This is a genomic window from Vagococcus sp. CY52-2 (genome assembly GCF_022655055.1).
In the GTDB taxonomy this organism is placed as follows: domain Bacteria; phylum Bacillota; class Bacilli; order Lactobacillales; family Vagococcaceae; genus Vagococcus.
The window spans coordinates 1904496-1922397 of record NZ_CP093384.1 but is presented as its reverse complement, the minus strand read 5'-3'; the positions used below and the strand labels follow the sequence as shown (position 1 = coordinate 1922397).

At 32.1% G+C, this 17902-nt stretch carries 10 protein-coding genes and 3 pseudogenes; 11 read left to right on the top strand and 2 right to left on the bottom strand.

The window, feature by feature from the left end; all coding sequences use genetic code 11:
• The first annotated feature begins 91 nt into the window (after positions 1 to 91).
• Positions 92 to 3796: a Cna B-type domain-containing protein gene (locus MN187_RS09235; RefSeq protein WP_242093904.1), complete on the top strand. Its 3705-nt coding sequence runs from the start codon at positions 92 to 94 to the stop codon at positions 3794 to 3796.
• A 162-nt stretch (positions 3797 to 3958) separates the two neighbouring features.
• Here the strand turns inward: MN187_RS09235 and MN187_RS09230 are convergent, their stop codons facing one another.
• The gene (locus MN187_RS09230; protein WP_233519210.1) at positions 3959 to 4081 is read right to left on the bottom strand and encodes a transposase; all 123 of its coding nucleotides are present in this window, start codon (positions 4079 to 4081) and stop codon (positions 3959 to 3961) included.
• On the opposite strand from MN187_RS09230, the pseudogene MN187_RS10665 reads away from it, so the two are divergent.
• The 7 genes and pseudogenes from MN187_RS10665 to MN187_RS09190 form a co-directional block, all read left to right on the top strand.
• Positions 4079 to 4904, top strand: a pseudogene (locus MN187_RS10665) (IS30 family transposase); the annotation flags it as partial. The gene MN187_RS09230 and the pseudogene MN187_RS10665 overlap by 3 nt on opposite strands.
• 443 nt (positions 4905 to 5347) lie before the next feature.
• A complete protein-coding gene (locus MN187_RS09215) occupies positions 5348 to 9769 on the top strand; it encodes an Ig-like domain-containing protein (protein ID WP_242093902.1) in 4422 nt (1473 codons plus the stop codon).
• A 704-nt stretch (positions 9770 to 10473) separates the two neighbouring features.
• Positions 10474 to 11036, top strand: a pseudogene (locus MN187_RS09210) (IS30 family transposase); the annotation flags it as partial.
• A 265-nt stretch (positions 11037 to 11301) separates the two neighbouring features.
• Positions 11302 to 12054, top strand: coding sequence for an ABC transporter ATP-binding protein (locus MN187_RS09205; protein ID WP_117973691.1), 753 nt, complete (start codon positions 11302 to 11304; stop codon positions 12052 to 12054).
• 17 nt (positions 12055 to 12071) lie between these two features.
• Complete coding sequence (locus MN187_RS09200) at positions 12072 to 13880, top strand: FtsX-like permease family protein (protein ID WP_242093900.1); 1809 nt, start codon at positions 12072 to 12074, stop codon at positions 13878 to 13880.
• 335 nt (positions 13881 to 14215) lie between these two features.
• A complete protein-coding gene (locus MN187_RS09195; protein ID WP_242093897.1) occupies positions 14216 to 14605 on the top strand; it encodes a DUF1093 domain-containing protein in 390 nt (129 codons plus the stop codon).
• Between the two features lie 132 nt (positions 14606 to 14737).
• A complete protein-coding gene (locus MN187_RS09190) occupies positions 14738 to 15529 on the top strand; it encodes a TraX family protein (protein ID WP_256463828.1) in 792 nt (263 codons plus the stop codon).
• Between the two features lie 260 nt (positions 15530 to 15789).
• Here the strand turns inward: MN187_RS09190 and MN187_RS09185 are convergent.
• Positions 15790 to 16276, bottom strand: a pseudogene (locus tag MN187_RS09185) (DDE-type integrase/transposase/recombinase); the annotation flags it as partial.
• A 219-nt stretch (positions 16277 to 16495) separates the two neighbouring features.
• Here MN187_RS09185 and amaP point away from each other — a divergent pair.
• Genes amaP through MN187_RS09170 form a run of 3 tightly spaced genes read left to right on the top strand, consistent with a single transcriptional unit; the run spans position 16496 to position 17863 of the window.
• The gene (gene amaP / locus MN187_RS09180; RefSeq protein ID WP_241699525.1) at positions 16496 to 17056 is read left to right on the top strand and encodes an alkaline shock response membrane anchor protein AmaP; all 561 of its coding nucleotides are present in this window, start codon (positions 16496 to 16498) and stop codon (positions 17054 to 17056) included.
• A 14-nt stretch (positions 17057 to 17070) separates the two neighbouring features.
• Positions 17071 to 17241 (top strand): DUF2273 domain-containing protein, encoded by a 171-nt coding sequence (locus MN187_RS09175; protein WP_117973682.1) that lies wholly within the window; start codon positions 17071 to 17073, stop codon positions 17239 to 17241.
• Positions 17242 to 17281: 40 nt separating this feature from the next.
• The gene (locus MN187_RS09170) at positions 17282 to 17863 is read left to right on the top strand and encodes an Asp23/Gls24 family envelope stress response protein (RefSeq protein WP_241699526.1); all 582 of its coding nucleotides are present in this window, start codon (positions 17282 to 17284) and stop codon (positions 17861 to 17863) included.
• Positions 17864 to 17902: the final 39 nt, after the last annotated feature.

Sequence of the window (17902 nt, the reverse complement as noted above, 5' to 3'; positions counted from 1 at the left end):
CACTATCTTAAAAATGTTGTTACAAAGTATTTTTTACGGTATAATTTAAACTAAAATGAAAATTTAAATAAATATGTTAAAGGAGAAAAAATTGAAAAAACTATATTTTATTATGATGCTAATTTGTTTTTCTATTTGTCTAGTTATTAAAACTGATTTGGTATGGGCATCATCGAATTCAGAAATCACGGGGATATTACCTAATCAAAATAAACATATTGATGATCGTGTTTACCTAGTCTATGGATATCAAATTAAGGAAGATATTGTTAAATTGAACAGTGCTAATGATGTTTTTAATATTTCTATTATTGGAGATAAGGAAAATAATATGTACTTTTGTTTAGACGAACGCAAATATAATCCAACTGATGGAGAATTAAATACGTTAGAACCTAGTAAACAATTAATACCAGAAATTAATTGGTTATCGTCAAATTTTTATAATAATATTGAAAACCTTAAATGGAATAAAAACACACCAAATAAAAGTGGTGGAAAAAGTCCTATAGATAGCTTTAATAAGGCTAATTTTTACAATAAGTATGTCTATACACAATTAGCAATTTGGCATTTTACTAATCCTACACAATTTCCGATGAGTCGTAATGTAATTAAAAATAATCCTGAGGTTATTGCATTAATTAACGAAGCAAATAAAAATAAAAATTTTTATAATCCAACGTATACCGATTCGTTAAATGTTATTAATAATATTCAATATGAAGCAACAGAATTATCTAAAGAAAGTGAAGATGATGATACATATATTTTTTCAACTACTATTGTAAAGTCAGGATCAACTGAATCGTTCGATGTTAAAGATATCAAGTACACAGTGTCAATCGAAGATAAGAGTCAAAAACGTGATGTGACTAAGGACGTTACTATAACACCGCAATCAAATAATAAAATATATATACAAGTACCTAAAAATCTTTTGCAAGAATCACAATCAAAACTTATAGTATCAGCAAGTGCAACAGTTACTTCAGATAAAGCATTTACTACTCATTATGACAATAGAAATAATAAACAACCAGTATTGGGTGGGTATAAATTTAGTAAAGTACTATCGACTGAAAAATCAATTGACATCGTCGATCAAACACATTATTCTGTCTACAAAAAATGGGATGATCAGAATAATCAAGATGGTAAAAGACCAAAAGAGATAACTGTCCAGTTATATGCTAATAATCAAAAATTAGGAGATCCCATAACATTAAATACTAACAATAATTGGCAATATACATGGAATGAATTAGATGCTATTACGAATGGGAAAAAAATCGAGTATAGTGTGAAAGAGTTAGGAGAAATAGATCCTTATAGTTCATCTATCACAACAGATAGAGATCAATTATCTACTACCATTACGAATTCTTATAGTCCAGAAGTGACTGAAATATCCGGTGAAAAAATTTGGGATGATCAGAATAATCAGGATAATAAGCGCCCTAATTCAGTGACTGTTAATTTATTAGCAGATGGTGAGGAAATAGATGAAAAAATTGTAACACCTAATTCAGAAGGTCATTGGACTTATGAATTTACAAATTTACCTGTATATGCGAATGGAAAGAAAATAGTTTATAGCATTGCAGAAGATACCGTTCCTGACTATTCAACTGAAGTGAATGGCACAACGATTACAAATTCTTATACTCCAGGAAAAACGAGCGTTTCAGTCGCTAAGATGTGGGATGACAATAATAATCAAGATAATATTCGACCAAGTAGTATTGAAGTTCAACTTTATAAACAAACTGAAAAAGGTAAGGTAGAGGTAGGTTCTGTTGTATTGTTAGATGAAAAGAATAACTGGTCAACAACATGGCCGGATTTACCTTTAATGGATAGTGGAGAAAAAATTAAATATACAGTTGAAGAAGTGAATGGTTCTAAAAATATACCAGGTTATACAACAACTGTTGATGATGCTGATCATGGAAATATTATTATTACAAATAAGCATGATGTTGAATTAACAAAGATTCAAGGTGAAAAGACTTGGAATGATGGCAATGATCAAGATGGTATTCGACCGGATAAAATTACAATCATTTTATACGCAAATGGCGTTGAAACAGCTCGAAAAATTGTGACGGCATCAGATAATTGGTTATATGAATTTAATGATCTGCCTGTCTATTCACAAGGGAAAAAAATTAACTATACTGTACAGGAAATACCAGTAGAGGGATATGAAACAAAGATTGATGGAGTGAATATAACAAACACACATACTCCAGAAACAACAACAGTTACTGGATCAAAATTGTGGCATGACCAAGATAATCAAGACGGCATTCGGCCAAATAAAATTACAGCTATTTTATATGCAAATGGCGTTGAAGTTGATCGTCAAATAGTTACAGAAGAAACCAATTGGGTATACACATTTACAGATCTACCTAAAAATAGTAATGGGAAAGAAATAGAGTATACTATTAAGGAAATTCCTGTACCTGGATACAATCTAACAGTAAATGACATAAATTTATTAAATACTCATGCTGTAGATAAAACAAAAATATCAGGAACTAAAACGTGGGATGATGATAACAATAACGATGGGAAACGTCCTAAATCAATTATTGTGTATCTTTATGCAGATGGTGAGCGTATAAAGCAACAAGAGGTAACACCTGATAAGTCTGGTGTTTGGTCATACGAATTTGATAATTTAGATAAATATAAAAACGGACAAGAAATAAAATATACTATTCAAGAAGAACCAATCCCTCATTATGAAACTACTATTAATGGAACAAATTTAGTTAACCATTATACTTCAGAAGTGACTGATATTAAAGGTATCAAAACGTGGAATGATGCTAACAATAAAGATGGAAAGCGACCTAAATCTATTACTGTTTATTTAATTGCTAATGGAAATGAAAAAGAACCTGAAGCTAAAAAAATAGTCGATGAAACGACTAATTGGGAGTATAGTTTTACCGGATTACCTGTATATAAAGATGGGAAAAAGATTACTTATACAGTTATTGAAGAACCCGTTAATGGATATACAACATCTATTGATGGTTATAATATAACTAATACTTATTCACCTGAAAAAACTGCTATTAGCGGCAGGAAGATATGGAACGATGACAATAATAGAGAAGGAAAACGCCCAGACTCTATTACCGTTAACCTCTTAGCGGATGGCAAAATCGTTGATTCCAAAGAAGTATCAAAGAAAGATAATTGGAGTTATAATTTTACCGATTTAGATAAATTCAATGATGGTAAAGAAATTGTGTATTCTATTACAGAAAATACTATTCCTGATTATTCAACTGAAATTTCTGGTACGGATATTATCAATACTTATACTCCTGGAAAAACTAGCGTATCTGTAACAAAGGCATGGAATGATGGCAATAACCAAGATGGATTAAGACCGAATAAAATTTCTGTTCAATTGTACGCAAATGGCATTAAGTCAGGAAAACCAGTAGAATTAAATGATTCCAACAAGTGGACAACAACATGGAACGATTTAGCGTTAAAGCAAAATGGTACTGATGTTATTTATACAGTAAAAGAAATCGATAAAATAGATGGTTATACAATGACCATAGATGATACTAACAAAGGTAATATTATTATTACTAATTCTCATAATATTACACGATCATCAACAAATCATTCAGATAAAAGCCTTCTTAGTAAAATATTACCAAAAACTGGTGAATCGTATAATTATATATTCTCTATAATAGGGTTAGTAACTATTTTGATAATTATACTGCTTTACTTTTTAAAACGTCGATTTAAAAATTAAGCTAGACAACTAAAAAAACGTTTGTGATATACTTAAATTGTATTTCCAACCAAAGAAAATAGGCTCTATGTCAAATCGTGTTGATGGACAATAATGTTGATAAAAAAGTCTTAAAAATGAAATAGAATTAATTGAAGTGAGGGAAGAAATTCTCTCGCTTTTTTATTTAACCTGAAAAACTTGATCTTGAATCAAAAAGATAGGTCGTTTGAATAGTAGAAAGTTTCGATAGCCATAGGTCACACGTTTAATTACTTTAATTTTATTGTTAAGACCGTCTAACAAAAGAAGGTTGTTCAAGGATGGACTCCAGATGTCATTATTGGTCGTGCTGAGTTTTCTAATTCATGTTCTATCAGTACTCTTTATAGATTATTTAAGCAAGGTCTGTTTGAGTTGACTGCATTACCTATGAAAGGTAAAAGGAAAGCGAATGGTTATAAAGAAAAAAGAGGCAAACAAGCCTTTAAATAACTATCTATCAACGTAATAAGGACTATCAACTCTTTAATAATAAAGTGGCTGGACCCAAAAGTCTTAAAATAGAAAAATTCCATGAAATAAGTTTGTTAGAACGATGACTTCATGGTATTTCTGTTTCCTTAGTTTAGTAATTTTCATAAAAAAGTTACTTTTGAGTCAACCTCTTTTTTTGAAAGCCCATAAAACCGATGTTATCACACTCGTTGAAAGACTATCAAAAGTGATTATTACGTTAAAACCAATAATTATACGAGAAATAGATATCGAAAATAGTTTAAATAATTGGCTTAAACAGCCACCATGCCATCTATTTCAATCAATCACATTCGATTGTGGTAAAGAATTTTCTAATTGGAAATCAATCAGCAATCGAAATGATATTGATATTTATTTTGCCAATCCAGGAATATCCTCACAACGAGGCTTAAATGAACACTCTAATGGCTTATTACGTAAAGATGGATTGCCTAAACAAATGGATTTCAACAAAGTTGAAGAATTTTTTATCCAATCTATCGCATTTAAAAGAAATAATATTCCTAGAAAATCATTAAATTATAAAACACTATTGGAAGTAGTATTTTTAAGTTATGTAGACAATGATATTTTGCCTAGATTAATTTGACAAATGGAAATGTAAAAAAATAAAGGTAGGTGAGTTTTTTATCCATGTCAAAAATATACAGCTTAACTTTTGTGGGTACGCTACTTACCTCTATTTTCTTATAATAAACGAAGTCCGTAAAACCCATATAATGTATAATCAAATTTTGTATATTTATCAGACGTAAAATAATAAAAAAAGCGCATTTTTTGAAATTAGATCTTTATTCTTTACTTTTTAAAACTTAAATTGTATCATTTATATAAAACGAATGGCATAAATATATATATATCTACAATATGATGGCTATAAGGTTGTTTATTGTTAAAAAGTATGTATTGCGCTTCATATTGTGTTGTTTAAGTTATAAAAAAGCAAATATAGATAAAAAACTGCTGCTTTTTTGTATTAATATTAAACTAATCAGCACAGTGAAAAAATATATAAATAGGGAGTGTTAATTTATGAATGATAAACAAAAGAAGAAGATAGTGAACTTTTTAAATGCTAAACCTCAAGATAAAATACATAGATATAAAAGGAGGAAAGTAAAAAAAGTATGGGTTTATGCAGCAATTATCACGACGATGATTGGTTTAGAGTCAATTTCTAGTAATGTAAACACTCTGTCAGGATTATCTTCTATTACTGTTCATGCAGATACTGTAGTAAACTATAAACAACAATATTATCCACCAATATTGAGAGTTGAATCAGGATCTACAGCACAGACAGATGGTAGTAATTCTTATTTAAACCTACTCTATGAAATTAATGGTAAAAAAGCTACTGATGTAGATTATATCGAGTTCCAATTAAATAATGGAACAAATAGCACTAAGTCTAATCCTAAAGCAAAAATAACAGGCGGAATTAATATTTTAGGGCAACCTACTGTTATGTTAAGAGTTGATTTCTCAGGTCGTGAGGCATTTGACAATGAAAGAGCTCTTGTAGACGGTAATACGGTTATCCATTTTATCGATGGAACTTCTCTAGTCATTAATCCAAATAGAAATATTATTTTTCTTTTTTCTAAGCAGGATGTTGAGAGCAATAGAAGAGGCATAATGGATCTAAGTAACTTTACGGAAGAAGAAAAAAATAAAACTTTTGAAAAGTCTATATCTATTGTAGACAAAGCTTATATAGACGATATGAAATCTTTAAGTGAAGTAACTGACTTTGATAGCTTGTCTGATGTAAATAGTTTATATAAGAAAACAATTGAAGCAAAATTAGAGCAAGCTAGCGAAGATTTTACAAATCAAGATTCAGGGTTTAAACAATTTGAAGATGAGGCCAAATCTAAAAGGGCAGAAATAAATGCAGTTACAGATGCTAAAAAAGGTGCAAAAGAAAAAGCTTTAAAAGAAGTTGATAGTTTATTGTCACAATATAGAAAGAGTACTTTTGATGCTACTGGAAAAGACGTTCTGAGCCAAATTACGGAAGGTGTCGCTAAAATTAAAGCAGTTTCAGTAGAGAGAGAAAAACCATTCGATAAAGACGCCCATAAACCAACCGTCAACCAACCAACAGAAGGAGATCAAAAGGTATCCGGCAAAGGGGTTGGTGGCGATGAGCTCACAATCAAGGATAAAGATAATAAGGTGATTGGGAAAGGAACCGTAGCGGAAGATGGTACGTTTACTGTTAAAACCGATCGACCTTTAGAAAAAGGGGAAGAATTAACGGTGATCCCAACGATCGATGGCAAAGAAGGGACCCCAGGGACCACAACGGTGGCAGAAAAACCATTCGATAAAGATGCCCATAAACCAACCGTCAACCAACCAACAGAAGGAGATCAAAAGGTATCCGGCAAAGGGGTTGGTGGCGATGAGCTCACAATCAAGGATAAAGATAATAAGGTGATTGGAAAAGGAACCGTAGCGGAAGATGGTACGTTTACTGTTAAAACCGATCGACCTTTAGAAAAAGGGGAAGAATTAACGGTGACCCCAACGACCGATGGCAAAGAAGGGACCCCAGGGACCACAACGGTGGCAGAAAAACCATTCGATAAAGATGCCCATAAACCAACCGTCAACCAACCAACAGAAGGAGATCAAAAGGTATCCGGCAAAGGGGTTGGTGGCGATGAGCTCACAATCAAGGATAAAGATAATAAGGTGATTGGAAAAGGAACCGTAGCGGAAGATGGTACGTTTACTGTTAAAACCGATCGACCTTTAGAAAAAGGGGAAGAATTAACGGTGACCCCAACGACCGATGGCAAAGAAGGGACCCCAGGGACCACAACGGTGGCAGAAAAACCATTCGATAAAGACGCCCATAAACCAACCGTCAACCAACCAACAGAAGGAGAGCAAGTAGTATCCGGCAAAGGGGTTGGTGGCGATAAGCTCACAATCAAGGATAAAGATAATAAGGTGATTGGAAAAGGAACCGTAGCGGAAGATGGTACGTTTACTGTTAAAACCGATCGACCTTTAGAAAAAGGGGAAGAATTAACGGTGATCCCAACGACCGATGGCAAAGAAGGGACCCCAGGGACCACAACGGTGGCAGAAAAACCATTCGATAAAGATGCCCATAAACCAACCGTCAACCAACCAACAGAAGGAGAGCAAGTAGTATCCGGCAAAGGGGTTGGTGGCGATGAGCTCACAATCAAGGATAAAGATAATAAGGTGATTGGAAAAGGAACCGTAGCGGAAGATGGTACGTTTACTGTTAAAACCGATCGACCTTTAGAAAAAGGGGAAGAATTAACGGTGATCCCAACGACCGATGGCAAAGAAGGGACCCCAGGGACCACAACGGTGGCAGAAAAACCATTCGATAAAGACGCCCATAAACCAACCGTCAACCAACCAACAGAAGGAGAGCAAGTAGTATCCGGCAAAGGGGTTGGTGGCGATGAGCTCACAATCAAGGATAAAGATAATAAGGTGATTGGAAAAGGAACCGTAGCGGAAGATGGTACGTTTACTGTTAAAACCGATCGACCTTTAGAAAAAGGGGAAGAATTAACGGTGATCCCAACGACCGATGGCAAAGAAGGGACCCCAGGGACCACAACGGTGGCAGAAAAACCATTCGATAAAGACGCCCATAAACCAACCGTCAACCAACCAACAGAAGGAGAGCAAGTAGTATCCGGCAAAGGGGTTGGTGGCGATAAGCTCACAATCAAGGATAAAGATAATAAGGTGATTGGAAAAGGAACCGTAGCGGAAGATGGTACGTTTACTGTTAAAACCGATCGACCTTTAGAAAAAGGGGAAGAATTAACGGTGACCCCAACGACCGATGGCAAAGAAGGGACCCCAGGGACCACAACGGTGGCAGAAAAACCATTCGATAAAGATGCCCATAAACCAACCGTCAACCAACCAACAGAAGGAGATCAAAAGGTATCCGGCAAAGGGGTTGGTGGCGATGAGCTCACAATCAAGGATAAAGATAATAAGGTGATTGGAAAAGGAACCGTAGCGGAAGATGGTACGTTTACTGTTAAAACCGATCGACCTTTAGAAAAAGGGGAAGAATTAACGGTGATCCCAACGACCGATGGCAAAGAAGGGACCCCAGGGACCACAACGGTGGCAGAAAAACCATTCGATAAAGACGCCCATAAACCAACCGTCAACCAACCAACAGAAGGAGAGCAAGTAGTATCCGGCAAAGGGGTTGGTGGCGATGAGCTCACAATCAAGGATAAAGATAATAAGGTGATTGGAAAAGGAACCGTAGCGGAAGATGGTACGTTTACTGTTAAAACCGATCGACCTTTAGAAAAAGGGGAAGAATTAACGGTGATCCCAACGACCGATGGCAAAGAAGGGACCCCAGGGACCACAACGGTGGCAGAAAAACCATTCGATAAAGATGCCCATAAACCAACCGTCAACCAACCAACAGAAGGAGATCAAAAGGTATCCGGCAAAGGGGTTGGTGGCGATGAGCTCACAATCAAGGATAAAGATAATAAGGTGATTGGAAAAGGAACCGTAGCGGAAGATGGTACGTTTACTGTTAAAACCGATCGACCTTTAGAAAAAGGGGAAGAATTAACGGTGACCCCAACGACCGATGGCAAAGAAGGGACCCCAGGGACCACAATGGTGGCAGAAAAACCATTCGATAAAGATGCCCATAAACCAACCGTCAACCAACCAACAGAAGGAGAGCAAGTAGTATCCGGCAAAGGGGTTGGTGGCGATGAGCTCACAATCAAAGATAAAGACAATAAGGTGATTGGAAAAGGAACCGTAGCGGAAGATGGTACGTTTACTGTTAAAACCGATCGACCGTTAGAAAAAGGGGAAGAATTAACGGTGATCCCAACGACCGATGGCAAAGAAGGGACCCCAGGGACCACAACGGTGGCAGAAAAACCATTCGATAAAGATGCCCATAAACCAACCGTCAACCAACCAACAGAAGGAGAGCAAGTAGTATCCGGCAAAGGGGTTGGTGGCGATGAGCTCACAATCAAGGATAAAGACAATAAGGTGATTGGAAAAGGAACCGTAGCGGAAGATGGCACGTTTACTGTTAAAACCGATCGTCCGTTAGAAAAAGGGGAAGAATTAACCGTTATCCCAACGACAGATGGCAAAGAAGGGACCCCGGGGACCACAACGGTGGCTGAAAAACCATTCGATAAAGACGCCCATAAACCAACCGTCAACCAACCAATAGAAGGAGAGCAAGTAGTATCCGGCAAAGGGGTTGGTGGCGATAAAATCACGATCAAAGATAAAGACAATAAGGTGATTGGAAAAGGAACCGTAGGTAAACAAAAATTACCATCTACAGGTGAATATGATAATAAATCATTATTAAGTACAGGACTATTATTATTAACGTTAGCAGGAGGATTGTTAGGGTGGAAATTGAAACGGAATAAATAAACTAAACAGCTATGAATCTATTTTTATTGATTAATGGTAATAATCAAGTTTGCTGCAATTTAAGTTGACAAGTAAAAAATAAATGGCTGTACACCAAATCATGTTGATGGACAATAATGTAGATAAAAAAGTCTCAAACATGAAATGAGATTAATTAGTGTGTTGGAAGAAAATTATTATTCTCACATTATTAAATGATTTAAATTCGTAGTATACTCGTTCCGTCTAAGTTTTTTTAAAAGTCTCTAAAATAAGGATTTAAGAATGAAAATATCATCTCTTTGTCAACTACTGTTGTTGAGAGTAATACGTTAGAATTTAAGATCTAGAAACCATTTGGTTTTCTAGATCTTTTTTGGTGATTTAAAGACAGATTATTTTAAGTAAATTGAATTTATAGTCGTAGTCGTAGCTTAAAATTATAAAAACTTCTTGAATAAGATGTTTCAACTGTATTTTTAATTTCTTCTCGATGCTTTTTAAATGTCGCCGATTGTAACATTGAGCTAGACAACTAAAAAACATCATTTGTGATACACTCAAATGGTCTTTCCACCCCAATAAAACAAAGGGAGTGATCAAAAATGACCTATACACATCTGACTACAGACGAGCTAGTTTTGATAGCATCTTATTACCATCAAGTTAAAAAGGAACATACATTGCGAAACAATTGAAACGAGCAAAACAGACTATCTATAGCGAATGGTTATAAAGAAAAAAATGACAAACAAGCCTTTAAAAGAACCATACATCAACGTCATAAGGATTATCAACTCTTTAATAATGACTTACGTCACCTTGAAGGTGACACAATTGTTGGGAAAGGGCATAAAAGTGCTGTTATCACACTCATTGAAAGGCTGTCGAAAGTGATTATTACGTTAAAACCAATAGGTAGACGAGCATAGGTATCGAAAATAGTTTAAATAATTGGTTTAAAAAGTTTCCATGCCATGTATTTAAAACAATCACATTCGATTGTGGTAAAGAGTTTTCTAATTGGAAATCAATCAGCAATCTAAATGATATTGATAGTTATTTTGCCAATCCAGGAATATCCTCACAACGAGGCTTAAATGAACACTCTAATGGCTTATTACGTAAAGATGGATTGCCTAAACAAATGGATTTCAACAAAGTTGAAGAATTTTTTATCCAATCTATCGCATTTAAAAGAAATAATATTCCTAGAAAATCATTAAATTATAAAACACTATTGGAAGTAGTATTTTTGAGTTATGTAGACAAACGATATTTTATCTAGCTTCATTAATCAATGAAAATTTTAAAAAATACCAATAAAATATCGTTAAAAAAACAATTAATCATTCTGACTAAAAACCTGCTTGTATTTCTAGTTATTTTAAATTATAAAGCTTTTTATATAAAAAAATCTCTTGTATTCACCTTAAACTACGTTGTTTTAAATAAATCATACTAAAGTACTATATATTATTTTTTTTATTTAGTGTAAGGTCTATATATATCTTTGGTTTTATTATTTAAATCTAACTTTAAGGGGAATGTATATGGCATTAGTAGTAAGTGTAAAAAATTTAAAAAAAGTATATGGAAAAAACAATGAAAAACAAACAACTGCTTTAAACGATGTAACGTTTGATGTAGAAGAAGGGGAATTCATTGGGATTATGGGAGCATCTGGTTCAGGAAAATCAACCTTATTAAACATTTTGTCCACTCTTGATAAACCAACTAACGGTGACGTAAAAATAGCTGGTGAAGACGTTATGAAACTAAGAGGAGATAAATTAGCTGATTTTAGAGGACAAAAGATTGGGTTTATTTTTCAAGATTTCAATTTATTAGAAACCATGACTGCTTCAGAAAATATTGCGATTCCTCTATCATTACAAAATTTAAAGCCTAAAATCATTAAAAATAAAATAAATACTGTAGCACATCATTTGGGAATTAGTGACATTTTAGACAAATACCCTACTGCTCTGTCTGGCGGACAAAAACAGCGTGTCGCTGCAGCGAGAGCACTAGTCACTGACCCCAGCATTTTATTAGCAGATGAGCCAACAGGTGCTTTGGATTCTAAAAGTGCAAAAGATTTGCTCGATATGATGAATGAGCTAAATTATGAGGATAATGTATCGGTTTTAATGGTAACGCATGATCCATTCTCGGCTAGCTACTGTAAACGTATTTTATTTATAAAAGATGGTGTAATACACCAAGAATTAAATCGTGAAGAAAAATCACGCGATGAATTTTACCGAGAAATTTTAGTCTCTTTAGGTAATTTAGAGCAATAGAAAGGAAAGAAAAAACGATGATTTGGAAGTTATCTATGACAGGTATAAAGAGTCGATTACGAGATTATATGATTCTCTTCTCGGGTTTAACTATTGCCTCAGCTATTTTTTACATGTTTCAAAGTCTTGCAACAAATAAAGCTTTTTTAGAAGGAAATACCAGTATCAGTATGGCAACGATGATTTTTCAACTAGGAACTATTTTATTAACTATTATTACAATTGTATACATACTCTACGCCAATTCTTTTTTGATGACATTACGACAAAGAACGTATGCCATGCTCATGATGTTAGGTGCAAAAACTAAAAAAATTGCTCAAATAATCTTTTTAGAGACATTTATTATAGGATTATCTGCTACATTAATCGGTATTTTATTAGGCGTGTGTCTTACTTATGTTGTTAATTATTTTTTAATGAGTCAATTAGATATAGTGGTTACAGGATTTTCACCATTTAACTTACTAGCTATTGTTTGGACACTTTCAATCTTTAGTATTTTATTTATCATAACATCACTTATTAATTCGAGTTCTGTTGTGAGTAAACAAATTTTACAATTATTAAACGAACAATCAACTGCGAAAAAATTAGTGAGACGTCCAATTCTCTCTATACTTGAAGCAATATTCGGATCTTTAAGTTTAGGTCTTGGATATTATATGTTGGATAATATTCAAACATATAAATTATTTTCAATTGAGGTAGCACTTGTCACTATAGTAATAGGAAGTTATTGCTTGTTTCATGCGATTGCTATTGTTGTTTTGAGTTTAATGAAAAATATTGATTCCATATCAATGAAAAAACTAACAAACTTTACACTATCACAATTAACTTTTAGAATTAGGGAATACACTCAAATTTTAACAATGGTGTCTATCTTATTTGCACTAGCGATGGGGGCTATTACCGTTGGTCTGGCATTTAGATCTCAGCCAATTAAAATAGCTAATAATAGTGAAACATATGACTTGGTATTAAATAATTCAGATAAGATAAATCAAAAACAAATAAATGATTTAGATATAAATTTTGATGCAAAATATAGTCAAAAAGAAGATTCGAATACTTTATATTATAATTCAGATGAATTTAATAAGCAGCCATTACAAGATAAAAATGTAGATAATCAAAAAATTAATGAATACACTGGAAATCAATTAAAGGAAAATCAAGATGGGATTACCATTTTAAAAAAATATATGACACCCGACCAAAGAAATAAAGAGATAAAATTTGTCTCTAATGCGGAGTTTAACATACTAAATCTACCTAAGACAAACCTAGAACTAATCAAAGTAGTTAACTTTAAAGACAGTTTGCCACAAATCAAAAAATTAGTTTTAGAAAATAATCGTAATAACCCAAGTATGAATTCGAATAATGAAATGGATAACGTATCACAAAAATATGAAACATATCAAACAATAAATTCTATCTCTGCTGGATTTCAATTTATGGGATTCTTTTTAGGATTAGCATTTTTAACGATGTTAGCAAGTTGTTTAATGTTTAAAATTTTATCATCTGCTAACACTGATAAAGCACGTTTCCAAATGTTACGTAAAATAGGAACTAGACAATCACTTCTAAAAAAAGCAGTCATACAAGAAATCGGTGTTTTATTCTTTTTACCTGGCATTTTAGGTATTATCCATGTACTGTTTGGTTTACAAATGTTCAAAGAGTTTATAAGTAATCCATACGAAGGAATTTGGATACCTTTTTCTATATTTATATTTTTATATACTATTTATTATGTATTAACCGTAGTTTTATATAGCAGTATCGTTATACCTAAAGAATTAGATGATTATTAAAAAATATAGATCAATCAAATATATTTTATTATTAGAAAATACTACACGTTATTATATAATATCGGTAAGAAATGGGGAGAATTCAATGAATGCTAACTATGTAGATAATCCTTTAGTTATTTTAGGAGTCTTTATATTTTTAATCGGTGTTTTTCTGTTTGTTTTTGGTAGGAAGTGGTTCCTTTTTCGTTTGTTATTGGGTGACATTTCCATGATCTCTCAGATGTTTTATGGAACTATCCTATCTATCATAGGATTAATACTTTTATATATGTCTGGAAGGTTTAATTAATTTAAAAAAATATTTTATATGAATTATAAAGGAGCGATATTTTATGATAAAAAAAGTTATTTTAAGTGTATTACTAGTAGTAATGGTATTTGTAGGATATAAAGGTTATAAATATTATGCTGAAACATATAAAAGTGAAGTTGCTTACGCCAAAGTTTCAGATAAAATTCCAGAAATAAAAGACGCAAAATATCAAGATGGAAGTGTAGTTGCTGGAAGTAAAACTTACAGCTATGATTTTTATTTTGTTAAAGAAGATGGAAGTGTACAAAAAATGGAATACGATTTAACTGGAGAGAGTGATCAATTAAAACCACTAACACCTGGTTCATATGTAAAAGCTGAAATAAGTAAAAAACGTGTTACTAAAGGACCTAACGAGATATCAAAAACTAAAATCCCCAAAAATGTATTAAATAAATTACATGAATAACAAGAGTGTTAGTTAATTTTGTTTATTTGGTAGATGAAAAACCTATTATTTAATCTGAATAATAGGTTTAAATTTGTATTTACTACTGAATTTGTTATATAGTACACTCATGATTTTTTAGGAGGAATTAATTTGAATAATGTTTTAAAGACTAAGAGGTTATCCATTTTTGATATTAAAATTATAGGCATTATACTGATGTTTATTGATCATATACATCAAATGTTTGTACCATTTGGTATTCCAAACTGGGTAGATTGGTTTGGAAGACCAGTAGCAACTCTGTTCTTTTTTGTAAGTGTTGTTGGTTTTTCTCATACCAAAAGTAAAAAAAGATACATGCTAAGACTTTATATTTCAATGATTTTAATGTCTTTCCTTACATTCTTTTTGGAAAAAATTGTACACTATGATCAAGTGGTTTTAATAAATAATATTTTCAGAGATTTATTTATCGGAACTTTAATGATGGCGGGGATAGATTTAATTATTTCTGGAAAGAAACATAAGAAAGTATTAAACATATTGTGTGGCTTTTTATTGATTTTGTTACCATTTATTTCTTCTATTCTAGTAAGTATTGCTTTATCTAATCCAACCATTTTACAAAATTCTAGTATCATGACACTCATTATGACGTTTGTGCCTGCAATATTTTTAGCTGAGAATGGTATTAGGGTGTTATTGATACCGTTGTTATATATTTTTAGAAACAAGCGAAACATACAAATTTTGATGATTATAATAACAGCGTTATTCTATTTATTTATGGGGTCTACACAATGGATTATGATATTTGCTATTATACCTATTATGATGTATAACGGACAAAAAGGTAAAGGGATGAAGTACTTCTTCTATATCTTCTATCCTGCACACATTGCTTTACTTTATCTAATATCTGCTTTTTTATATAATCATTAACATTTCAGTTCACGAAACTTAAACAAAATAAAGAAATTAAAAGACTGTTAGATGTATTAATATACTAGCAGTCTTTTTTGATTAAATTTAACCTTTTTATCACGTTTCGAAAAACAAAGAGTATTTGAACCTCTCATGACAGAAGTCAGGAGAGGTTCAAGAGATTCATTATCTGTAGAAAATCTAACTAATAACATTTTGTAACATAATTAGACTACTTTCTAATTTTAGTCTATTAACACAATTTAGTGTACAGCCTATTTATGTAGTACCGAAACAACCTCAAATCCTTTAATCGTTGCTGCAACAGTATAAAATGACTCACTGTTTAATCAAGAATACTTTTTTCTTTTAGTTCTTTAATTACCTTGAGTGAAGAAAATCCCATTTATCCGTCACAATATAATAGGGCTGACCATAATCTTGAATGATTTGCTTCATAAAAGTTTTAGTAGAGACTATATCGCGATGATTTCGCAACCACATATCTAGAGAGTTTCCATTTGAATCAATCGCACGATAAAGGTAATACTCCTTCCCTTTCATTTTGACATACGTCTCGTAAATTCTCCAGGAATCACTAAACCTTTTACTTCTATTTCTTTTTTTCCAAATATAATACAACAATTTACCATGTAATAAATCGTTGTTTGTTTAATTTTAATGCTGCATTTTATTTATTATAATGGAGCAATCGTGATAACTTAAAGGAAAATGGCAGTATAAGCCAATGACTTCAATAATAATTCGATAGTCGTTTTATTTTCCCTTAAAATGTTTATTCATCGTCGTTCCTCCAGTAATATTAGTTAAATTATTATATCGAAAAACAACCCTTAATTAAACTGGGTAACACAACCATCAATTGATCATCTCTATTGTCATTATCACTTAAATTACTTTCTTTTTTTTTTTAAATATAGTACAATTAATTAAACAATTACATTTCGAAAGAAGGTGAGTAGTTTGAAAACTAGTATAAAAATATTCTTGACTATTCTAATTTTGACTTTAATTATTCCTTTATTTTCTGCTGTTACTATCTCACAATATGCCGTTAGTTTACCTTTCTCTTTAATTAAAATTCAAAACTATCCATATTTTAACACCTATCTATCAAGTGTTATTTTTTGGTTAAGTATTTTTTGGATTGGTATGTCTTTGGTCTCCATAGTCGTTCTTCTTTTTATCCCTATTAAAAAGAACCAAATAAAAATTAAAGAAAGTTCTGGGTATTTATCAGTTCAAAACAAAGCAATTGATAATTTTGTACTAAATGTTTTAAAAAAGGAGTATTTTTTAAATGATCCGAAGGTAACATCTATTCTTAAAAAAAATAAAATTATCGTTAATATAGAAGCCAATATTAACGAATCCACTAATGATTTAGTTAAGAGAAAAGAAAGTATTTCAAAGACTATTGAACATAGGTTGTTTACCCTATTTGGTATAGAGGAAAATATGACAGTTCGAGTAAATTTTCAGAACTATAAATCTAGCGATTCTAATAAAAGTCGAGTTATTTAAAGGAGGGGATAACTTTGTTACAAGAACTTTTGAACGATTACAAACTTACTGTTTTATTTGGTATTATAGGGCTATTTATTAGTTTATCAATTATAATAGTTGGTTTCTTTAAAACATTATTTGTCCTAATATTCACATTACTTGGATGCTATATCGGTTTTTATTTACAATCTAAAATTTTTTAGGTTGATTAATATAATTAATACAATATAAGGAGGAATTACAATGAGTAATAAAAATGAAGACAAAAAAAGTAAAGTAACAGATACTAAAGGACAGAATCAAAATCAAACAATAAAAGGAGATTTGACGTTTGATGATAAAGTAATACAAAAAATAATAGGTATTGCTTTGGAAGAAATTGAGGGATTATTAACTGTTGATGGCGGTTTTTTATCTAATTTAGCAGGAAAAATTGTCAATACAGATGATGTTACATCGGGTATTGATGTAGAGGTTGGTAAAGAACAAGTCGCTGTCGATTTAGATGTTGTTTGTGAATACGGTCGAAATATGAATAACATTTATGATAGCATAAAAGAAATTACTACTAGAGAAGTCAAAAAGATGACAGGTCTAAATGTTGTAGAGGTAAATGTAAATGTTGTGGATGTAAAATCCAAAGAACAATACGAAGAAGAGAATACAACAGTACAAGATAAGTTATCAGAAGCTGCAGAAAATACGAGTAATTTTGTTTCTAAAAAGACAGATAACGTAAAAGAAGCTACTTCAGATGTTAGAGATAAATTAAGCGATCAAGTATCAAATATTGAGGATAATGTTATGGGTTCAAGAGTAAAGTAGATGATTAACTTCAGCAAGTAGTAAGAATTAGAAGATAGT

Bases quoted from the DNA above. Each gene is read 5' to 3' on its own strand.
- MN187_RS09195 (WP_242093897.1), top strand. From the start codon at position 14,216: ATGATAAAAAAAGTTATTTTAAGTGTATTACTAGTAGTAATGGTATTT.
- MN187_RS09200 (WP_242093900.1), top strand. From the start codon at position 12,072: ATGATTTGGAAGTTATCTATGACAGGTATAAAGAGTCGATTACGAGAT.
- MN187_RS09215 (WP_242093902.1), top strand. From the start codon at position 5,348: ATGAATGATAAACAAAAGAAGAAGATAGTGAACTTTTTAAATGCTAAA.
- MN187_RS09205 (WP_117973691.1), top strand. From the start codon at position 11,302: ATGGCATTAGTAGTAAGTGTAAAAAATTTAAAAAAAGTATATGGAAAA.
- MN187_RS09170 (WP_241699526.1), top strand. From the start codon at position 17,282: ATGAGTAATAAAAATGAAGACAAAAAAAGTAAAGTAACAGATACTAAA.